Annotated in this window: 19 protein-coding genes; 9 read left to right on the top strand and 10 right to left on the bottom strand. The window is 66.1% G+C overall.

The window, feature by feature from the left end:
• The first annotated feature begins 36 nt into the window (after positions 1-36).
• The 3 genes from prmC (at position 37) to BRAD285_RS00160 (ending at position 2,306) form a co-directional block, all read left to right on the top strand.
• Positions 37-924: a peptide chain release factor N(5)-glutamine methyltransferase gene (prmC, locus tag BRAD285_RS00165; RefSeq protein WP_035645041.1), complete on the top strand. Its 888-nt coding sequence runs from the start codon at positions 37-39 to the stop codon at positions 922-924.
• A gap of 161 nt (positions 925-1,085) precedes the next feature.
• Positions 1,086-1,457, top strand: coding sequence for a hypothetical protein (locus tag BRAD285_RS35080; RefSeq protein WP_139020577.1), 372 nt, complete (start codon positions 1,086-1,088; stop codon positions 1,455-1,457).
• 9 nt (positions 1,458-1,466) lie between these two features.
• Positions 1,467-2,306, top strand: a complete 840-nt coding sequence (locus BRAD285_RS00160; RefSeq protein WP_006610254.1) for a DUF4167 domain-containing protein — start codon at positions 1,467-1,469, stop codon at positions 2,304-2,306.
• A 129-nt stretch (positions 2,307-2,435) separates the two neighbouring features.
• Here the strand turns inward: BRAD285_RS00160 and BRAD285_RS00155 are convergent, their stop codons facing one another.
• A complete protein-coding gene (locus tag BRAD285_RS00155; protein WP_006610255.1) occupies positions 2,436-3,194 on the bottom strand; it encodes a class I SAM-dependent methyltransferase in 759 nt (252 codons plus the stop codon).
• A 107-nt stretch (positions 3,195-3,301) separates the two neighbouring features.
• On the opposite strand from BRAD285_RS00155, the gene gloB reads away from it, so the two are divergent.
• On the top strand, positions 3,302-4,069 hold the full coding sequence (gene gloB / locus BRAD285_RS00150) for a hydroxyacylglutathione hydrolase (RefSeq protein WP_006610256.1): 768 nt from the start codon (positions 3,302-3,304) through the stop codon (positions 4,067-4,069).
• A 14-nt stretch (positions 4,070-4,083) separates the two neighbouring features.
• Positions 4,084-4,518 (top strand): cupin domain-containing protein, encoded by a 435-nt coding sequence (locus tag BRAD285_RS00145; RefSeq protein ID WP_006610257.1) that lies wholly within the window; start codon positions 4,084-4,086, stop codon positions 4,516-4,518.
• 1 nt (position 4,519) lies between these two features.
• Here BRAD285_RS00145 and BRAD285_RS00140 read toward each other — a convergent pair whose 3' ends face one another.
• From BRAD285_RS00140 to BRAD285_RS00125, 4 genes are all read right to left on the bottom strand, one after another.
• On the bottom strand, positions 4,520-6,526 hold the full coding sequence (locus BRAD285_RS00140) for a bifunctional diguanylate cyclase/phosphodiesterase (RefSeq protein WP_035645044.1): 2,007 nt from the start codon (positions 6,524-6,526) through the stop codon (positions 4,520-4,522).
• A 204-nt stretch (positions 6,527-6,730) separates the two neighbouring features.
• A complete protein-coding gene (locus tag BRAD285_RS00135; protein ID WP_006610259.1) occupies positions 6,731-7,603 on the bottom strand; it encodes a DMT family transporter in 873 nt (290 codons plus the stop codon).
• A 162-nt stretch (positions 7,604-7,765) separates the two neighbouring features.
• On the bottom strand, positions 7,766-8,491 hold the full coding sequence (locus tag BRAD285_RS00130; protein WP_006610260.1) for a beta-ketoacyl-ACP reductase: 726 nt from the start codon (positions 8,489-8,491) through the stop codon (positions 7,766-7,768).
• Positions 8,492-8,763: 272 nt separating this feature from the next.
• Entirely contained in the window at positions 8,764-9,942 is a 1,179-nt protein-coding gene (locus tag BRAD285_RS00125) for an acetyl-CoA C-acetyltransferase (RefSeq protein WP_035645047.1), read from the bottom strand.
• Between the two features lie 434 nt (positions 9,943-10,376).
• Here BRAD285_RS00125 and phaR point away from each other — a divergent pair, with 434 nt between their 5' ends.
• Positions 10,377-10,973, top strand: a complete 597-nt coding sequence (gene phaR / locus BRAD285_RS00120) for a polyhydroxyalkanoate synthesis repressor PhaR (RefSeq protein ID WP_035645050.1) — start codon at positions 10,377-10,379, stop codon at positions 10,971-10,973.
• A gap of 39 nt (positions 10,974-11,012) precedes the next feature.
• Here phaR and BRAD285_RS00115 read toward each other — a convergent pair whose 3' ends face one another.
• Entirely contained in the window at positions 11,013-12,680 is a 1,668-nt protein-coding gene (locus BRAD285_RS00115; protein WP_244422096.1) for a bifunctional diguanylate cyclase/phosphodiesterase, read from the bottom strand.
• A 307-nt stretch (positions 12,681-12,987) separates the two neighbouring features.
• Between BRAD285_RS00115 and BRAD285_RS00110 the strand changes: the two genes are divergently transcribed.
• The gene (locus tag BRAD285_RS00110) at positions 12,988-13,266 is read left to right on the top strand and encodes a hypothetical protein (RefSeq protein WP_006610264.1); all 279 of its coding nucleotides are present in this window, start codon (positions 12,988-12,990) and stop codon (positions 13,264-13,266) included.
• Positions 13,267-13,284: 18 nt separating this feature from the next.
• Here BRAD285_RS00110 and BRAD285_RS00105 read toward each other — a convergent pair whose 3' ends face one another.
• The 3 genes from BRAD285_RS00105 to mtgA all read right to left on the bottom strand — a co-directional run bounded on the left by BRAD285_RS00105 (position 13,285) and on the right by mtgA (position 15,223).
• Positions 13,285-14,016 carry a hypothetical protein gene (locus tag BRAD285_RS00105; RefSeq protein WP_006610265.1) on the bottom strand — a complete coding sequence of 244 codons (732 nt, stop codon included), beginning with the start codon at positions 14,014-14,016 and terminating at the stop codon, positions 13,285-13,287.
• A 184-nt stretch (positions 14,017-14,200) separates the two neighbouring features.
• Entirely contained in the window at positions 14,201-14,383 is a 183-nt protein-coding gene (gene rpmF, locus BRAD285_RS00100; RefSeq protein WP_006610266.1) for a 50S ribosomal protein L32, read from the bottom strand.
• Between the two features lie 168 nt (positions 14,384-14,551).
• The gene (gene mtgA, locus BRAD285_RS00095) at positions 14,552-15,223 is read right to left on the bottom strand and encodes a monofunctional biosynthetic peptidoglycan transglycosylase (RefSeq protein ID WP_006610267.1); all 672 of its coding nucleotides are present in this window, start codon (positions 15,221-15,223) and stop codon (positions 14,552-14,554) included.
• Between the two features lie 186 nt (positions 15,224-15,409).
• On the opposite strand from mtgA, the gene BRAD285_RS00090 reads away from it, so the two are divergent.
• Positions 15,410-16,330: a polyprenyl synthetase family protein gene (locus BRAD285_RS00090; protein ID WP_006610268.1), complete on the top strand. Its 921-nt coding sequence runs from the start codon at positions 15,410-15,412 to the stop codon at positions 16,328-16,330.
• Between the two features lie 15 nt (positions 16,331-16,345).
• Positions 16,346-17,038: a DUF1345 domain-containing protein gene (locus BRAD285_RS00085; RefSeq protein WP_006610269.1), complete on the top strand. Its 693-nt coding sequence runs from the start codon at positions 16,346-16,348 to the stop codon at positions 17,036-17,038.
• 219 nt (positions 17,039-17,257) lie between these two features.
• Here BRAD285_RS00085 and BRAD285_RS00080 read toward each other — a convergent pair whose 3' ends face one another.
• Positions 17,258-19,168: a caspase family protein gene (locus BRAD285_RS00080; RefSeq protein ID WP_006612541.1), complete on the bottom strand. Its 1,911-nt coding sequence runs from the start codon at positions 19,166-19,168 to the stop codon at positions 17,258-17,260.
• Between the last annotated feature and the right edge of the window lie 60 nt (positions 19,169-19,228).

Here is a 19,228-nt window from a genome sequence, read left to right as displayed (position 1 = left end):
CTTTCGCGGGGATGACCCGTGGAGAGAGCCTTCGCGATGACGGAGATCGTCGCCGGCGCAACCATCGATGCGGCCCGCCGCGCGCTGGCGGCGCGGCTTGCTGCTGCGGGAGTTGATTCGCCCGAACTGGACGCGCGGCTGCTGGTCGGGCACGCGCTGCAGCTCGACCTCACCGGCATCGTCACGCAGGGCAGCCGCCCGCTCTCCGCTGCGGAGGTGGCGCAGATCGACGCGCTGGCGCAGCGCCGCCTGGCCGGCGAGCCGGTGGCTCGGATCCTCGGAGCCAAGGAGTTCTGGGGCCTGCCGCTGCGGCTGTCGGCCGACACGCTGGTGCCGCGGCCGGACACCGAGACGGTGGTCGAGCTGGCACTGCAACATCTCGCGGCCGGCGGCGCGTTGACGCGACGTTTGCGCATCGCCGATCTCGGCACCGGCTCCGGCGCCATCCTGCTGGCGCTCTTGTCCGAGCTGCCGCAGGCTTTCGGCGTCGGCACCGACATCAGCATCCCCGCGCTCATGACGGCACGGGCGAATGCGCGCGCGCTGGGGCTGGACGACCGCACCGCCTTCGTCGGCTGCTCCTATGCGACCGCGCTCGCGCCGCCGTTCGACCTGATCGTATCGAACCCGCCTTACATTCGCTCGACCGACATCAGCGATCTTGCCGTCGAGGTGCGCAGCCACGATCCTTTCCGCGCGCTGGATGGCGGCGGTGACGGGCTCGACGCCTATCGCGCGCTGATCCCGCAGGCTGCACACCTGCTGCACCCCGGCGGCGCTGTCATCGTGGAGGTTGGACACGATCAGAGCGCCGACGTTGTCCAGTTGATGAGGGAGGCCGGTCTGACGCACGATTCGACAGCCACGAGGGCCGATTTGGCCGGTGTTCCACGGGCGGTCATGGGCCTAAAAAAGCTCCGGTAAAGGCGCGCCGATCCAGAAAAAGCTCTTGGAATATCGCTTGGGAGCGACTACGTTCCCTCCATAGCATCGGCGCAGGCCCCGCTGAGCGGTATTCACGGAACACCGCCGCGGACAGATGACACAGAGCCGCGCCGGGCGATTGGTTCCAGAACGCAGATCTGTTGAGCGCGAGAGCCGGATGGCTGCGCAGCCTACGACTGCAAAGCGAACGAAAGCCTGACTTTGCACTTGAGGTCTTACGCGAAGCAAACTGGGTCGGTCGTGGCGAACCTCGTCCTGACTGGCTGAATGACGTGGTTCGCCGGCCGAACGAGCCGGTGGGTGGGGAACGCGTGTTGAACGCGCTTTTGTCGAGCGAATCGGCTGTCGATCACATCGGCATGGGTCGGAACTGGCATGTCGGAACCGGCATCGACCGGACTGGACCGCGCGCCACGCGCCCGGGCCACGGCACGGTATTTCAATACGGCATCGGTATTCTGATGACAATCAATGCTCTGACAATCAGTGCTCCTAACGCAGGGTTGGAATAAAGGCAGGACATGAGAAACGGTCAAAACAACAAGCGGATGCGCAACCGCAACAACGGTAACAACAACAATAATAACCGACGCGGCCAGAATCCTCTGACCAGGGTGTTCGAGTCCAACGGGCCGGACATCAAGATCCGTGGCACTGCCTCCCATGTGGCCGAAAAATACGTCCAGCTTGCCCGTGACGCCCGCTCCTCGGGCGACCCCGTTGCCGCCGAGAATTACTACCAGCACGCCGAGCACTATTTCCGCCTGATTGCCGCGGCCCAGGAGCAGTTCCGCCAGAACCAGCCGCAGCCGCGCGCAGCCGACGATCTGACCGTCGACGATCTCGATGATGACGGCGAGAGCTTCTCGCATTTCGGCCAGGAGCCGGGCTTCGTTCAGCCGCAACCCCAAGCCCAGCCGTTCATGCGCGACCGTGACGGCGGCCAGCGCGAGCGTGGCGATAACCAGCAGCCCTATCAGCGCGATCAGCAGCAGCCGCGCGAGCATCGCGAAGCCCGCGAGCACCGTCAGCCCCGCGAGCATCGTGAGCCGAGAGAGGCCCGGGAGCATCGCGAGCCGCGTGAACAGCGCGAGCCGCAGGAGCACCGCGAGCGCGAGCAGCGCGAACGTCCGCAGCCCGCCCAGTATCAGCCGCAGCCGCAGCCCGTCGTGGCCGACAGCGGGGTCGATCGACTGCCATCCTTCATCACCGGCCCGCAGCCGCAGATCGCCAATGCGCCCGCCGCGTTCGAAGGCGGCGCCGAGCGTTACCCCCGTCGCCGCCGCCGGCCGCATGGTCCCCGTGCGGAAGCCGCCGCTGCTGCGCCGGTGCCGAGCGAGGATATCAATCCCGGCGAATGACGCTGACGATTGCGCTTTGACCACACGGGCGGGCCATGAGCCCGCCCGCTTTTTTTATGCCGTCTTTACCCTGCAACGGCGCAAGACTATTTGCGCCAAACTATTTGCGTAGGACTCATCGGCGCACGACTAATCCCGTCGGTCCTCGCTGCCGCGGTTGGAGCCCTGCGCTGACGGTGCCGGCGTCAGCACCGGCTCGAGCCGCGGGATCAGCCTGATGCGCTCGCGACGCGCAGGGATCACGCGATAGACCTGCTTGGTCGCCTCGACGATATGGACGCCGGCGAACGGCAGCGACAGCGCCGCTCCGACGCGCTCCCAGGCCATTGCCGATTTCAGGAACCAGCCGCCGACCGGCGGCATGAACAGCGCCTCGCCCCAGGCGCTCGGCGTGAACCAGGTCTGCCGCAGCAACTGCGTGATCTGCGAGCGTGAATAGGGCCGGCCGTGGCCGAACGGCGTGTTGTCAGTCCGCGTCCAGACGCCGCGGCGGTTGGGAATGACGATGATCATGCGGCCCGCGGGCGCCAGCACGCGCCACACCTCGCGCAGCAACCCGGCCGGATCGTCGGACATTTCCAGCGCATGCACGATCAGGATTCGGTCGACAGCGGAGTCCGGCAGCGGCAGCGAGAACTCGTCCACCAGCGAGGCCAGTGTCGGCCGCGCGGTCGGCCATTTCAGCACACCCTGCGCGGCGGGCATGAAGGCGATGCAGCGCTCGGAGTCCTCGCGGAACAGCCCGAGATAGGGTGTGGGATAGCCGATGCCGAGCACACGCTGCCCGGCTGCGCTCGGCCAGCGCGCCCGGATGCCGCGGTTGATCAAGAGCCGCGCGACGATCCCCAGGCGCCCCGAATAGAAATTCCTCAGGTCGATCACGTCCATGACGTCAATGTATCATGCGGACCCGGGCGGTCGCGCGCCCAATATTGCGTTGCGCCTGCAGCGTTAACGCCATATCTCTGCCCGGCAGTATCGCCGACGGAGACATCATGGCCGCTGACATCCGCGTCTTCACCTGTCTGTCCGATAATTTCGGCTACCTGATCCACGATCCAGCGACCGGCGCCACCGCCTCCATCGACGCGCCGGAAGCCGGTCCGATCGTGCGCCAGCTCGAGGCCGCCGGCTGGACCCTCACCGACATCCTGGTCACCCATCATCATCACGATCATGTCGGCGGGGTCGCCGAGCTGAAGCAGCGCTATGGCTGCCGCGTCGTGGCGCCGCATGACAAGACCACGGCGATCGGCAATGTCGACCTGCGCGTCGCCCATGGCGACGTCGTCAAGATCGGCGAGTTGCTCGCGCGCGTGCTGGAGACGCCGGGCCATACGCTCGATCACGTGTCCTACGTGTTCGATGCCGACAAGGCGGTGTTCGCCGCCGATACGCTGTTCTCGATCGGCTGCGGCCGCGTGTTCGAGGGCACCTATCCGATGATGTGGGACTCGCTGTTGAAGCTGCGCACGCTGCCGGACGATTTCAGGCTGTATTGCGGTCACGAATACACCGCCTCCAACGTCAAGTTCGCGCTGACCGTCGATCCGGACAACGAGGCGCTGAAGGCGCGCGCGGCCGAGGTGACGCGGCTGCGCGCCGCCAATCAGCCGACCATCCCGGTGCTGCTCGGCGAGGAGAAGCTGGCCAATGTGTTCCTTCGCGCCGACGATCCCGCAGTCGGGATCCGGCTGCGCATGAAGGGTGCGAGCGCAGAGGACGTGTTCGGCGAGCTGCGCGAGCGCAAGAACAAGTCGTAGGACGCATCACGCCCATGACCGCGCTCTCCGCCGCCGACATCATCGCGCGCCTCGGTCTCCAGCCGCACCCGGAGGGCGGACATTTTCGCGAGACGTTTCGGGATCGCGCGGTGGACGCGTCCGGGCGTGCGGCATCGACCTTGATCTATTTCCTGCTCGCGCGCGGCGAGCGCTCGCATTGGCACCGGGTCGATGCAGTCGAGACCTGGCACTACTATGCGGGAGCGCCGTTGTTGCTGCGCATCGCTGGCAGCGGCGAGGCGCCGCAGACGACGACGCTCGGCATCGACCTCATGGCCGGCCAGCAGCCGCAGGCAGTGGTCCCCACGCACGCTTGGCAAGCGGCCGAGAGCACCGGCGACTGGACTCTCGTCGGCTGCACGGTCGCGCCGGGATTCGACTTTGCCGGATTCGAGCTCGCGCCTCCCGGCTGGGAGCCGCCGGTTTAGCTCAAGCGCCGGCCACCTTGACGCCGGCGGGTTCGGCGAAACGCTGACGCTCGCGGGCGAGAAAGCCGAAGACTGCGTCCGCCGGCATCGGCTCGGCGAAGTAATAGCCCTGGATGTAGTCGGCGCCGAGGCAGCGCAGGCTGTCGAGCTGCTCCTGCGTCTCGACGCCTTCGACGACACAGGAAATCTCCATGTCGGCGCACAGGCCGGTCAGCGACTTGATGATCTTGTGGCTGACCGGATTGGCGTTGACATCGCGCACGAAGCTGCGATCGACCTTGAGCTTGTCGAGCGGCAGCCGGTGGACGTGGCTGAGCGACGAATAGCCGGTGCCGAAATCATCCAGTGAAATACCGCAGCCGATCGCCTTCAACGCCGCGATCGACTCCTCGGCGCGGGCGAAATCGAAGGTCACGGCGGTCTCGGTGATCTCGAACTCGATGCGGCGCGGCGGGACTCCGCTGGCCTGAATGATCGAGATCAGCGGCAGGATGCCCTCCGGCGAGCAGATGTCATGCGCCGAGAGGTTGAACGACACCTGGATGTCGTCCGGCCACATCCGCGCCGCCGCCAAGGCCTTCACCAGGAGAACGCGGGTGAGGCTGCGGATCACGCCGATCCGCTCGGCGGCCGGGATGAAGCTGGAGGGCGTCACGACGCCCAGCTTGGGGCTGTGCCAGCGCGCCAGCACCTCGAATCCGGTGGTGTGTGCGTTGGTGGCATCCATGATCGGCTGGTAGACGAGCTCCATTTCAGTCTCAAAATCCGCCGTGCGCAGCAGATGCTCGATCACGCTGCGGCTGCGGATCTCGGCCTCGAGCTCGGTCGAGAAGATGATCGCCTGGCCGCGCGCGCGGCGCTTGGCGTGGTACAGCGCATAATCAGCACATTCATAGAGTGCATCCGCCGCCATCGCCGAGCGTGGATACATCGCAAAGCCGGTCGAGCAGGACAGACCGGTATGCGTGGTGTCGAACTGATAGGGCAGCTTGATGAGATCGGTGATCTCGCGCCCGAGCGTCAGCAGATCCGCATCGGTCGGATTGCCGACGACGATGAGGCCGAACTCGTCGCCGCCGAGGCGCGCCAGATGGACCTGGGATCCGCGGGTTTCGCAGACATCGCGAATGCGGCGCGCGGCTTCCATCAGAACGCGGTCGCCGACCGTATGCCCATAGGTGTCGTTGATCGGCTTGAAGCCATCGAGATCGATGATGCCGACGGCAAGCCGCGTGCCGTCGCGCTCAGCCTCGGCGAAGGCGGAGGTCAGCTCGGAGAAGAAGCGGCGCCGGTTGGGCAGGTCGGTCAGCGAGTCCAGATTGGCGAGCCGGAAGTTCTCGTCCGAGAGCGCCTGGGTTGCGGCCTGCTCGGCCAACAATGACTTGCGGCTCGCGACCAGCGCGGCGAAGTCGCGGTAATAGATGAACAGCACCGTCACCATCGCGCCCGAGACGAGCAGCTGATTGACGGCAATCGCCCGCAATGCGTGAACGCCGGTCGCCATGAAGAAGATCACGTAAGGGACGATCACCACCAGCGTCACGATCAGCGCCGCCGACCGCAGATGCATCAGGCAGAAGATGATGCCGATGACCGTGACGGCCATGTAGAACGCGACCTGTCCCTTGGCGAACGGATCGCCATAGGGAAACAGAGCGAACGACCAGACCACGAACAGCGCACCGATCGGTCCGGCGATCCGGTTGGTGAACCGCAGATTACGCAGCACCTCGGCGTCGCTGCTGGGCACTTCGCCCTGCCTCAGCCACCACAGCATGCGAACGCCGGTGATGGTCGACAGCAGCGCCGGGACCGACACCGTCAGCCATGTCGGCGCCACCGGCAGGAAGGTGTAGGCGAGCGCGAGGCTGTTGGTGATCAGGATGAAATAGAGCAGCGGCACCTGCTTGGAGAAGGCCTGGAATTGCGCGCGCGTCAGCTCGGGATTGTCGGCGGGCACGCGGAACAACTCCCCCGCGCGGGCCATGTAACGTTTCACGTCCGGCATCCGCCGCCCCGTTGTCAGCACCATTGCGGGCAAAGTCTCGCTCAGCACCGGTAAAGGCTGAGTTAGGTGCAGACCGCGCTAGGCTCAGGCCGGCGGTTGCAAGCTACCAGCAATCGGCGCCACCGGTTCCCGGGTTAAGTGCACATCAAGGATAACCTGCGTTCGCCATGCCATTTCGAGCGGGCCCTGCGCGCAAGCGCGCCGTCAGCGCCGGCGCAGGAGGAACATGTCCTTCGCCGCGACGAGGCCACCGCCCGCGATCAGCAAAGCCGCAACAGCGATGGAAGCGCTCGGCCGGGCGTAGCCGGCGACGATCAGGAACGCCGTCGACAACAATGGCGTCGCATAGGATGCCGCCCCGAGCACGCGAATGTCGCCGCGCTTCATCCCGATGTCCCAGGCGTAGAAGGCGGCTCCGACCGGGCCGATGCCGAGCCCGGCCACGGCCACCCACTGCATCGCGCTGTCAGGCCAGACTGTCCGCTCGACGGCTAGGTGGACCAGCGCGGCAAGTACGGCGGTGGCGAGACAGAAGCCCGCAACGGCATCGGTGGGCACTGCCTTCAAACGACGCGACAGCACCGAGTAGATCGCCCACACGAAGGCAGCGACGAACGCAGCGAAGAGCCCTGGAAGCTGGCTCGCTGCGAAGCTCGCGCCATTGCCCATCAACAACAGCGCCGTGCCGACGAGCCCGAGCGCGGCGCCGATCACGTGATGAGTAGCGAGCCGCTCGCCGGGCAGGAACGCCGAGAACAGCACGATCAACAGCGGCCAGAGATAGTTCAGCAGGCCTGCTTCCGCGGGTGGCGCAAAGCGCAGCGCCAGAAAATACAGCGCGTGATAGCCGAACAGGCCGCCGACGCCGACGGCCCACGCCATCGCAGGCTGCTGCAGCACCTGCAGCACATGGCCCCGCTGCAAGACGGTGAGCATGCCGACGATGCCGCCGACGGCAAAGGTCATCGCGGCGAGCTGAAATGCGGGGATGGCGCCGGTGGCCACCGTCAGCAAAGCCAGCAGCGACCACATCAGGATCGCGGTCAGGCCGATCAAGGTCGCGGTGCGCTGGGACATCGGGTGGCAGGCTCCATCACGGCCGGTTCCGACCAGCCATCCACGCCTGTGCCCGCGCCGGGCAACCGCAAAGACGTGAATGCCCGCGGCGAGCGCGGGCATTCGGGGTCTTAGCCGGAGATCACGCCCGGTGGCAACGCCACCGCTGACATCACGCCAGCCTTACGCCATGTACTGGCCGCCGTTGACGGACAGGGTCGAGCCGGTGATGGCGCCGGCTTCGTCGGCCGCGAGGAACACCACGGTGCGCGCGATCTCCTCGGGCTCGCCGAGGCGGCCGACCGGGATCAGCGGCAGGATCGACTTCTCCAAAACATCCTTCGGCACGGCCTGCACCATCTCGGTGTTGATGTAGCCGGGGCAGATCACGTTGACGGTGATGCCGGCCTTTGCGGTCTCCAACGCCAGCGCCTTGGTGAAGCCGATGTCGCCCGCTTTCGCCGCGGAGTAGTTGACCTGGCCGAACTGCCCCTTCTGGCCGTTGATCGACGAGATGTTGATGATGCGGCCGAACTTGCGCGCGCGCATGCCCTCGATGATCGGGCGGGTCATGTTGAACAGCGAGCCGAGATTGGTATTGATGACGGCGCTCCACTGCTCCAGCGACATCTTGTGGAAGGCCGTATCGCGCGTAATGCCGGCGTTGTTGATCAGCACGTCGATCGGCCCGAGCTCGGCCTCGACCTTCTTGATTCCTTCGGAGCACGCCTCGAACGAGCTCACGTCCCATTTGTAGACGGGGATTTCGGTCTCGCTCTTGAACTTCTCCGCCGCGGCATCGTTGCCGCCGTAATTTGCCGCGACCTTGTATCCCGCCGCCTTCAGCGCCTTGCTGATCGCCGCACCGATACCGCGCGTTCCCCCCGTCACCAACGCCACACGTGCCATGTCGAATCCTTCCCTCGATGACTGTTCGTACGACGACAACCTCTGGATGCCGACGCACCTACCCGTTGTTTTTGGATCATGTCCGCCCTTGCGGCAATCAGCTTGCCGCCACGACATCCATGCTCGTTCAACTCCGTTTTTTTAGTGGTCGATTATGCGGCGTGTTTGACGGACATCAAGAACAAAACGCCCGGCGAGATCGCCGGGCGTTGATCTTTAGTTGAGCTGCAGGAGATTGCGAGACCGAACGGTTCGCAATCAGTGCCGCGTTTTTAGTCGCGTGCAACGCACAGTGCGATGCCCATGCCGCCGCCGATGCACAGCGCAGCCAGGCCCTTCTTGGCGTCGCGCTTCTGCATCTCATGCAGCAGCGTCACCAGCACGCGCGCGCCGGACGCACCGATCGGATGACCGATCGCGATCGCGCCGCCGTTGACGTTGACCTTCGCCGGATCCCAGCCGAGGTCCTTGTTGACGGCGCAGGCCTGCGCCGCAAAGGCCTCGTTGGCTTCGATGAGGTCGAGGTCGGCGATGTTCCAGCCGGCCTTCTTCAACGCGCTGCGCGACGCCGGGATCGGGCCGGTGCCCATGATCTTCGGGTCGACGCCGGCCTGGCCCCAGGACACGATCCGCGCGAGCGGCGTCTTGCCTTCCTTGGCGGCCTGCTTGGCGGTCATCAGCACGACGGCCGCAGCGCCGTCATTGATGCCCGACGCGTTGCCGGCGGTGACGGTGCCGTCCTTCTCGAAAGCCGCGCGCAGCTTGGCCATCGCTTCGAGCGTGGCGCCGTGACGCGGATATTCGTCGGTGTCGACGATCGTGTCGCCCTTGCGGCCCTTGATGGTCACCGGCGCGATCTCGTCCTTGAACTTGCCGGCCTTCTGCGCGGCCTCGGCCTTGTTCTGCGATGCAACCGCGAACTCATCCTGCTGCGCGCGCGTAATCTGATATTGCTTCGCAACGTTCTCGGCGGTGTTGCCCATGTGATAGCCGTTGAAGGCGTCCCACAGACCGTCCTTGATCATGGTGTCGACGAACTCGAGCGAGCCCATCTTCACGCCGCCGCGCAGATACTGCGCATGCGGCGCCATGCTCATCGACTCCTGACCACCGGCGACCACGATGTCGGAATCGCCGTTCTTCAGCGCCTGATAGCCGAGCGCCACCGAGCGCAGGCCGGAGCCGCACAGCTGGTTGATGCCCCAGGCCGGGCTGTCGACCGGAATGCCGGCGGCGATCGAGGCCTGGCGCGCCGGGTTCTGGCCCTGCGCCGCGGTCAGGATCTGCCCCATGATGACCTCGGAGACGCGACCGGGCTCGACGCCGGCACGCTCCAGCGCGGCCTTGATGGCAACCGCGCCCAGTTCATGGGCCGGGACACTGGCGAACGCACCGTTGAAACTTCCAACCGCGGTGCGGGCGGCGCTGACGATGACGACATCGTCCGACATGGGCATCTCCTGAGGTTCTTGATCTTGGGCGTGTAAGTCTTGGGACGTGTAAAGTCTTGGGACGTGGAGGTCTTGCGACGTGTGAGCGAGGGCTTGAGAGCTTTGCTTGTATTCGAAATGAAAGCGAATTTTTCAGTTCATGGTTGTGCCGCCCGTCCGCAAGCCCCGGATTGGCAGGTGTGCAACCTTCACCCGTCATCCTGTTAACGTCGTTGCGACATGTCAATCGGCGGCGCCCGTAATTCCTGTTGCGGCGCACTCAAAATGGCGCGCTTGGCCGTTTCATGGGCAAGATTTCTGCTGCGGGATTAACCGTTCCGCACAAAACCGTAGCCGAACTCGCTCGAAAGTGATTACGTTATTGCATTGCGTAGCTCTTCGCCCCCGCGGCAGCGCCGCAGGGTTCCCTGTTCTCGGTTTGCATGTGTGAGCTCATGGCGAAATCTGACCAACCCACCACGATCAAGAAATACGCGAACCGGCGGCTCTACAATACCGGGACGAGTACATACGTAACCCTGGAAGACTTGGCTTCCATGGTTAAGAACGGCGAAGACTTCCTGGTCTATGACGCCAAGACTGGTGACGACATCACCCGTTCAGTGCTCGCGCAGATCATCTTCGAGCAGGAGAACAAGGCCGGTCAGAACCTGCTGCCGACGACGTTCCTGCGTCAGCTGATCCGCTTCTACGGCGACAGCATGCAGATGGTGGTGCCGAAGTACCTTGAGCAGTCGATCGATACGCTGACCAAGGAGCAGGAGAAGTTTCGCAAGCAGATCGCCGACACCTTCAGCGGCACGCCGTTCGCGCCGCTCGAGGAGCAAGTGCGCCGCAACATGGAGCTGTTCCAGCAGACCTTCTCGATGTTCAAGCCGTTCGCGCCTGGTGCGGTCCGCGCCGAGGAGAAGGCCGCCGAGCCTGCTGCCGCCGCCGACGACAACATCGACGAACTGCGCCGCCAGATGAAGGAAATGCAGGACCGGCTCGACCGCATGTCGGAGCCGAAGAAGGACGAGCAGCAAGGCTGACGCTTGCCGCTTGATCTGTGATTGGAGGCCGGCGGCTGATCAGCTCGCCGCCGGCAACTCCGCCCTGCCGTGCTCGATCCACGGCCTGTCGGTCGAGGCAAGGCCGATCACCCGACCCTGGATGTAGTCGCAGCCCCAGTCGCGCAATAACGCAACCGACGCCTCGTCCTGCACCCATTCCGCCACCGTCTTGATCTGCAGCCGTCGCGCCAGCTCGACCAGGGTCTGCACGAAGGCGCGGTCGTCGGCCGAACGCGCGAGATTCTGCACGAAGGCGCCGTCGATCTTGACGATGTCGACGCCGAGCTTGCGCAGGTTGCGGAACGAGGTGTGTCCCGCGCCGAAATCGTCGATCGCAATCCGGCTGCCGAGATCCTTTAGCCGAGTCACGAAGCCGCGGAGATCGTCGATGTCCTGGATCTCGACCGTCTCGGTGATCTCGACGATCAGCCGCTCGGCGACACCGGGATGGGCGCGCATCATCGATTCGATCGAGGCCCACCAGTCCGGATCCATGGTGGTCTCCGGCGAGATGTTGAGGCTCAGCGTGACGTGCGGCGTGCTCGCGAGCTCCGCGACGACGAGCTCCAGGATGCGGTGATCGACCAGGCGGATCAGGCCGAGACGCTCGGCGACCGGCACGACATCCGGCGCCAGCAGAGCGCGGCCGTCATCCTGCCGCATCCGCACCAGGCACTCATAGAAGGCGGGTGCGAGCGTACTGGCATTCACCACCGGCTCGAATGCGGTGACGATGCGCCGCTCGTTGAGCGCGGTGACGATCTCGTCGGTGACGCGGATATTGACCTTGCGCTGGGCGTCACGCTCGACATTCGGCCGCCAGGTCGAGAACGAGCCGATGCGGCGCCGCTTGGCGGAGTCGAGCGTCTCATGGGCGCGATTGACCGCCTCCTCGACCGAGCGCGCATGGCGCGGCACGCTGACGGCGCCGATCGTGGCGGTAACCGCGACCGGACCTGACTTGGTCGGCACCACGTCGTCGCGCACCGCCGCAAGGAAACGCTCGGCGGCGATCGTCATGTCGTCCATCGTGCAGTTCTTGAGGATCAGCCCGAACTTGTTGCCCGAGAAGCGTCCAAGCGCATCACCACCTCGGAGCCGCGCGCGGATCCGCTGCGCCACCTCGAGCACCACGCCATCGGCAACGTCGAAGCCGAACGCGTCGTTGATGCGCGCGAGATGGTCGATGCCGACCAGCATGAAGGCGCAGGAGAAGCGGAAGCGCTGCGACTCCTCGATCACCTCGGCCAAGGTCGCCAGCAGATGCGTGCGGTTCAGCTCACCGGTGAGCGGGTCGTGACGCGACAGTTTGAGCAGCTGCTCCTCGCGGGCGTGTCGCTCGTTGTTGATGCGCACGATGCCCTGGGCGCGCGATGGCCGCCCGTCCGAGCCGGCGAACCAGCAGCCGGTTTCCTCGACCCAGATCAGCGCCGCCCCGGCATGGGTGCGCACGCCGTATTCGATGCGGTAGGGCGTGCCGCTGGCGCCGTAGAGCGGCGCGGCCTGGCGCATCACCTCGGAGCGGATGTTGCGGTCCGGCTCGATCAGCTTGCCGAATTCGGCGCCGTTGCAGAGCTGCGGCAGCGGCACGTCGGCGAAGACAGCGCCGACATGATCGCTCCAGACGATCACGTCGCTCGCCAGATCCCAGACGAAGGCGGCTTGGCCGAGCGAGGCCAGGATCATCGAGGTCTGTGGCAAATCGGATGTCAAGATCGCCTCGTTTTGGAACAAGCCGGCGCGCGCCGGCGTCGATAGCAGGACAGCCGCCACCTACCGTTGCGAGCGGCGGCGGCGCAATTCGCAAATCAGACTACGCATCTCTGGTTAACGGAGAGCATGTCGCCGCGACATCAGCATGTCCCGGCCGCATCAACCATCTTTCACCTCGGACGGACCCGGCTCGGCGGGCGCGGCATTGCCCTTGCGAGATCGGGTGGTGAAAGGCTCCGGCGTCCCATAATGTGACAAGCGCGCCGGGTGTGGTGGGACGATGTTAACGATTGATCAGGACGAGGGCTCACGCGGAGCGGACGAGGCGTCCCGCTCCCTGGCGGTGCTGCCGGCCACGCGGAGCACCGATCGGCGCGCGGCGGTGATCCGCGCCGCGCGTCCCGACGCCGGCTTCGTCACCCAGCTGATCGCGACGGCCGAGCACTTGCCGCAGACCCGCACCCTCAGGCGCGCGGCGGCGGCTGATGTCCACAGCGCCTACGCGGCACGCCTTCGGCCGGTGATGCGTGCGGGCGATCGGACTCGGGAAGTCATCTGAAACGCGCGAGCCTGCGCCTCAGGATTTGGGAGTCTCGGGTTTAGGCGTCTCGGCCGTATGCGGCTCAGGCGCGCTCGGAGCAACGGCCTCGGCCTCCTTGACCTCCGCGACCCAGCCGGTCGTCTGCACGGGGGCCGGCCGGGGCACCGAGCGATCGAGCAGCACGGACTCGGCGACCGACGCAGCCGCCGGCACCGCGTCGGTGGCAGGCTCCAACACGGGCGGCGGAGCGGCAGGCGCTTCGACGTGATGAACCTCTGAAGTCACCGGCTCTTCAGGCTTGATCGGCTCTTCGGCCGGCTCGGGCACGGCATGCCCGACAGGCTCCTCGGCCACCGCCGGCGTCACCGGAACAGGTGCAGCAACCACCGCCCGGGCGGCGCGCTTGGTGCGCAGCGCGATGCCGCTGAAGAAATCGACCATCGCCAGCAGGGTCAGCAGCAGGAAGGTGGAGTTGCCGAACTTCTTCCACATCGCGAACTCGGCCGCGGCACCGCCGAACACCAGCAGCGACAGCAGGTGGTCGGTCAGATATTTGCCGTTCGGCTTGGACGCCTTGATGACCTCGAGCAGCAGCAGCAGCACGCCGAGCGCCAGCAGCATGTCGCCCAGCGAGATTGTCCAGAGCTCGCCGGACGGAAGCTGCAGGCGCAGCACCACCTCGCCGAACTCGACCCCCGGCATCAGGAAGACGATCATGTTGTAGATCGCCAGGGGGATCAGCAGCAGCGGGAAACCGACCATGGACATCGGTTGGAGCCTTATGGTGCGGGCACAAGGCCCGGCACGAAATCGATTGGAAGACTATGACGGCGAGACGGGATCACGCGGCACACAAGCGGAAACGGTCCCGGCGAATCACCTCGCGCGGGACCGCTTTCAACCCCATCGATGGCCGAATTCGGGCAGCTTGAAAAGCGACCCGAACGGGCAATCAGGCGTCTTTCTTCTTCAGGACCTGGCGGCCCTTGTACATGCCGGTCTTCAGGTCCAGGTGGTGCGGACGACGCAGCTCACCGGAGTCCTTGTCCTCGACATAGGTCGGCTTCTTGATCGCGTCAGCCGAGCGGCGCATGCCGCGGCGCGACGGCGAAGTTTTTCTTCTGGGGACGGCCATATCGGTATCCTCTAGGGGTATTCGGAAGGCATCGTCCGCGAAAGGGACGGCTGCAGCCATGAAGCTGGCGAGCCCGGATGCCGATCAAGGCCGCGCTTATAGAGGATGGGTTGCGGCATGGCTAGGGCTCCCTGAGGCATTTTTGGCCAAATTTCACCCTCGCCGCACTCACCGTCGATCGCCCCAACAGGTCTGAAGCGCGGACGCCTGCGCGCGGACCATATACGTGGCCGACAGCCGCCGCACCCCGGGCCCCGGCGTCCGGGCGCTGCGCCGGACCGGATTCGGCAGGATCGAGGCCATCAGGGCCGCCTCGCGTGGGCCCAAGCCCGCGGCCGAACGGTTGAAGGCGTAATTCGCTCCCGCTTCCACTCCAAACTGGCCGGACGGGCCGAGCTCGGCGATGTTGAGATAGATCTCCAGGATGCGTCGTTTGGTCAGCACGAGGTCGATCCACAACGCCAGCGGCAGCTCGAGGGCCTTTCGGACATAGCTGCGGCCCTGCCACAGGAACAGGTTCTTGGCGACCTGCTGGGTGATCGTCGAGCCGCCGCGGCTGACGTCGCCGTCCTCGGCGTCATCCATGACCTCGCGCAGCGCGCTCCAGTCGATGCCGTGATGGCTGCAGAATTTGGCATCCTCGGCCGCCACCACCGAGCGCGGCAGATACGGCGACATCGCGGCCAGGTCGATCCAGCGCCGCTCCATCGGCTGGCCGGTGACCGTCCGCCACAGCATCAGGGTCGAGACTGGGTGACCGCCGGCATAGAACGGCGTCAGAACGTACGGTACCAGCAGCACCAGCACGACGACCAGGAGGATGGTTCGGACGGTACGCAAGGGCAGGCGTCGCTCGGGTTGGACCGCGCTCGGGGCGGCCGTGAGGGGCGGATTATCCGACATCTCCATGAGGTTTCCCGATCTTTTACGCCATTAACCGGCCGAAAGCCGCCGCCGTCCCCGCAATTGACGAAGTCGCCGCCATCAACGATTGTCCGGCGAATTTTGCCCTGGAGCTCTTCTTAAATGACCGCGACGGCCACCGACTTCACCCAACGCCTGGACAAGACCGCGGAGGAGACCGAAGCGCTGCTCGGCGAGCTGCTGTCGGATGCGCCGATGGCGGACGAGATCGCCCGTCCGAAGCGGCTGATCGAGTCGATGCGCTATTCCAGCCTCGGCGGCGGCAAGCGGCTGCGCCCGTTCCTGGTGGTCGAGAGCGCCGCCGTGTTCGGCGTGCCCCGCCGCGGCGCGCTGATGGCCGGCGCGGCGCTCGAATGCATCCACTGCTATTCCCTGATCCATGACGACCTGCCGGCGATGGACAATTCCGATCTGCGCCGCGGACGTCCGACCCTGCACAAGGCCTATGACGACGCCACCGCGATCCTCGCCGGCGACGCGCTGCTGACCATCGCCTTCGACATCATCACCCGCGACGAGATCCACCCCGACGCCGGCGTCCGCTTGGCGCTGACCCGGGCGCTCGCCCGTTGCGCCGGTGTCGGCGGCATGGCCGGCGGCCAGATCCTCGACCTCGCCGGCGAGGGCCGGTTCGGCGATCGCGATCCGGTCGACGTCGCCCGTGTGCAGCAGATGAAGACCGGCGCCCTGCTCCGCTTCGGCTGCATTGCCGGCGCCCTGCTCGGCCAGGCCTCGCCGGCCGAGTACCAGGCGCTCGACGATTACGGCCGCGCGCTCGGCGAGGCCTTCCAGATCGCCGACGACCTGCTCGACGTCGAGGGCGATGCCGCCACGCTCGGCAAGCCGGCCGGCGCCGACGCCGAGCTCGGCAAGACCACTTTCGTCACCCAACTCGGCATCGAGGGCGCCAAGCAGCGCGTCCGCGACCTGCTCGCGCGTGGCGACGCCGCGCTGTCGATCTTCGGCGCCAAGGGCGACGTGCTGCGCGCGGCCGCGCATTTCGTCGCCGAGCGCAAGAGCTGAGCCGGGACCGCGCGGTTGACGGGACTTCATCCTGACGATCCGGTGCTGGCGCGCTTCGCGCGCCTGCCGCGTGGATTGCGCATCATCTATGCGCGCCCGCGCACCTTCCTCTCGCTGGGCATCGCGGCCGTCTCGTTCTTTCTGCTTCCGTCCGCATTGCGGCTGATCACGCGATTGCTGATCAGCTGGGACATCTTCACCGCGATCTATCTCGTGCTGGTCGCGGTGATGATGCTGCGCAGCGAGCATCAGCACATCCGCCGCAAGGCCGTCATGCAGGACGACGGCCGCTTCGTGATCCTGCTGGTCACCGCGCTCGGCGCCTTCGCCAGCATCGCCGCCATCGTGTTCGAGCTCGGCGCCTCCAAGCGCGACGCCCCGGCGCTGACGCTTTCGCTGCTGACCGTCTCGCTGTCCTGGGTCGCGGTGCATGCGACCTTCGCCCTACACTACGCCCATGACTACTATCGCGGCGCCAAGCCGGGCGGCCTGCAATTCCCGAGCGGCGACAAGGACGAGCACGCCGACTACTGGGACTTCGTCTACTTCTCCTTCATCATCGGCATGACCGCCCAGGTCTCCGATGTCGGGATCACCGACAAGGTGATCCGCCGTACCGCGACCGTCCACGGCATCATCTCGTTCGTCTACAACACCGCCCTCGTCGCGCTGATGGTCAACATCGCCGCCAGCGCGATCTCGTCCTAGTTCGATAGCAGCGGGAGGCACCGCGCACCTCTCCCGAAGGGAGAGGTCGGATGGCATCGACAGATGCCATCCGGGTGAGGGGTTCAGGTGAGAGATGGTCGTGCAAGCCCCCTCACCCGGCGCTGCGCGCCGACCTCTCCCCGGCGGGGAGAGGTGGAGTGAGATCGCGACTATGGCTCGGCTCGATCAGCATGGCCGGGGCATTGGTCTGCTCTCCCATCAATTGCACACCTCGGCGGTGGCGTTGACGCCGGGGCCGCCGCCGCCGCGATATTCGAGCCGGCAGCCCTGCCGGACAGGACGGCAGAGATAGGCGTCGCAATAAATCTGGCCCGACGACGGTTTTGGACGTGCCTGCGCCTGGGGCTTCGGAGCGGTAAAGCTCGGCGCCACTCCGATGCCGACACCGAGGCCGCCGCCGCCGACACCGATCCCGACGCCAACGCCGACATTCGGCGCCGGCATCGGCATGTTCGGCTCGGGCGCCGCACGAGCGCCGCGGCGGCGCGACGGCGGATCCTCGTCGTCGCTGGTGTCGCGCTTGGCGACGGGCTTCTTCTCGCGCCGCTTCTCGCACTCATTGTCGTCGTTCACGAACGAGCCCTCGGCACAGACGATGCGGGTGCAGCGGTCGCCGTCGGATTTGTAGCCGTGCTGGCAGACAAGCGGACAGACGCGCGCCTGCTTGAGCTTGATCGCAGCAAGCGCATCGGCCGAGGCGGCCTGGGTGTCCAGCTTGGTGCCGGCATAGCGGTTGAACTGCGACAGCGAGCGGCGCGAGGCCGAGCCCCAATCGCCATCGGCATCCTCGGTGAGGCAGCCGACGCGGCGCAATTCGAGCTGCACGGACTTGGTGAGATCGGCGGGCTGGGACGCCGGCGTCAGCGACGCGACCTGCGGCCCCTGCTGCGGAGCTGCCGCCGGAGACGTGGCGGCACGCGGATTGTCAGCCGCCGCGAGCTGCTGCTCCTGGCGTTTCCGCTCCGCTTCCGCCGCCTGCTGCTGCGCCAACTGATTGGCCTTCTCGGCCGCAAGACGCGCCTGCTCGGCGGCCTTGGCTTCGGCTTCCGCCTTGGCGAGCGTATCCTTGCGCGCGCCTTCCGCGGCAAGACGGGCCCGCTCGGCCTCCGTCACGCGCGCCTTCTCGGCTGCGGCGGCGCGGTTCTCCTCGGCCGCGAGCTTTTCGAGCTGCAGCTTGGCGAGGCTCGCATAGAAGCCATCCGGGTACTGCGCCAGGAAGGCGTTCAGCGCGCCCTTGTTGCCGACCTGCATCGCGAGCTCATAGTCGCGGCGGATGTCAGCCTGCGGATTGGCGGGCGGCGGGGTGACCGGCATCTGCGTGACCACGCGCGGCACGCCGGGCACCAGCGGCACATCCTCGCCGCCGAGCGAGCCATACACGAACGGCTCCTGGCGATTGCTGGTCGATTTCAGCACCTCGTCGCGGACGAAGCCGAATGCCTTGCGGACATCCAGGCCGGGCGTTGCGATGTGGCGCGACAGCGCCAAGGTGAACGGGGAATTGTTGCCGTCACCGTCCTGCGCCGTGGAGCCGGCCTTCGCCGAATAGGCGATCAGCGTGTTCGGGCTGGTTGGCTCGACCTTGGCAAGGCCGCGGCCGAGGCTGCGGGTCGCCACCGTCCGCTGCATGTTGCGGGTGAAGGGGTTGTCGCGGCAGGCATCGAGGATGACGAGCCGCAGCTTCTTGGCCGGCTCGACGGCGACCAGGATGCGGTCGAGCGACAGCGTCTCGTCATAGACGTCGGTGTCGCGCTCGAGCCGGGCATCGATCGGGATCAGGTAATTCGAGCCTTCGACCTCCATGCCGTGGCCGGCATAATAGACCACGGCGATGTCGGCATCGCGGGCGGAGTCGGCGAAATCGCGCAGCGCCCGTCGCGTCTCCCGCGCGGTGAGATCTCGCCGATAGTCGACGACATCGAAGCCGGCATTCTTGAAGGTCTGGGTCATCACCGCGCCGTCATTGGCGGGGTTGGTCAGCTGCGGCACGTTCTGATAGGCGGAATTGCCGATGACCAGCGCCACCCTCTTCTCGGCAAGCACGGGATGGCCGACCACCAGCAGCGCTGCCGCCAGGATGTAACCGCCCAATCGAACCGACCACGACATCGAATTTACCCCATAGTCTTGGGAGACCTGCCGGCTCTGCCTATCAGACGGCGGCCCGTT

The sequence above is a fragment of the Bradyrhizobium sp. ORS 285 genome (genome assembly GCF_900176205.1).
Classification (GTDB): domain Bacteria; phylum Pseudomonadota; class Alphaproteobacteria; order Rhizobiales; family Xanthobacteraceae; genus Bradyrhizobium.
Note: the sequence above shows the minus strand (reverse complement) of the source record. Positions and strands in the feature narration are given on the sequence as shown.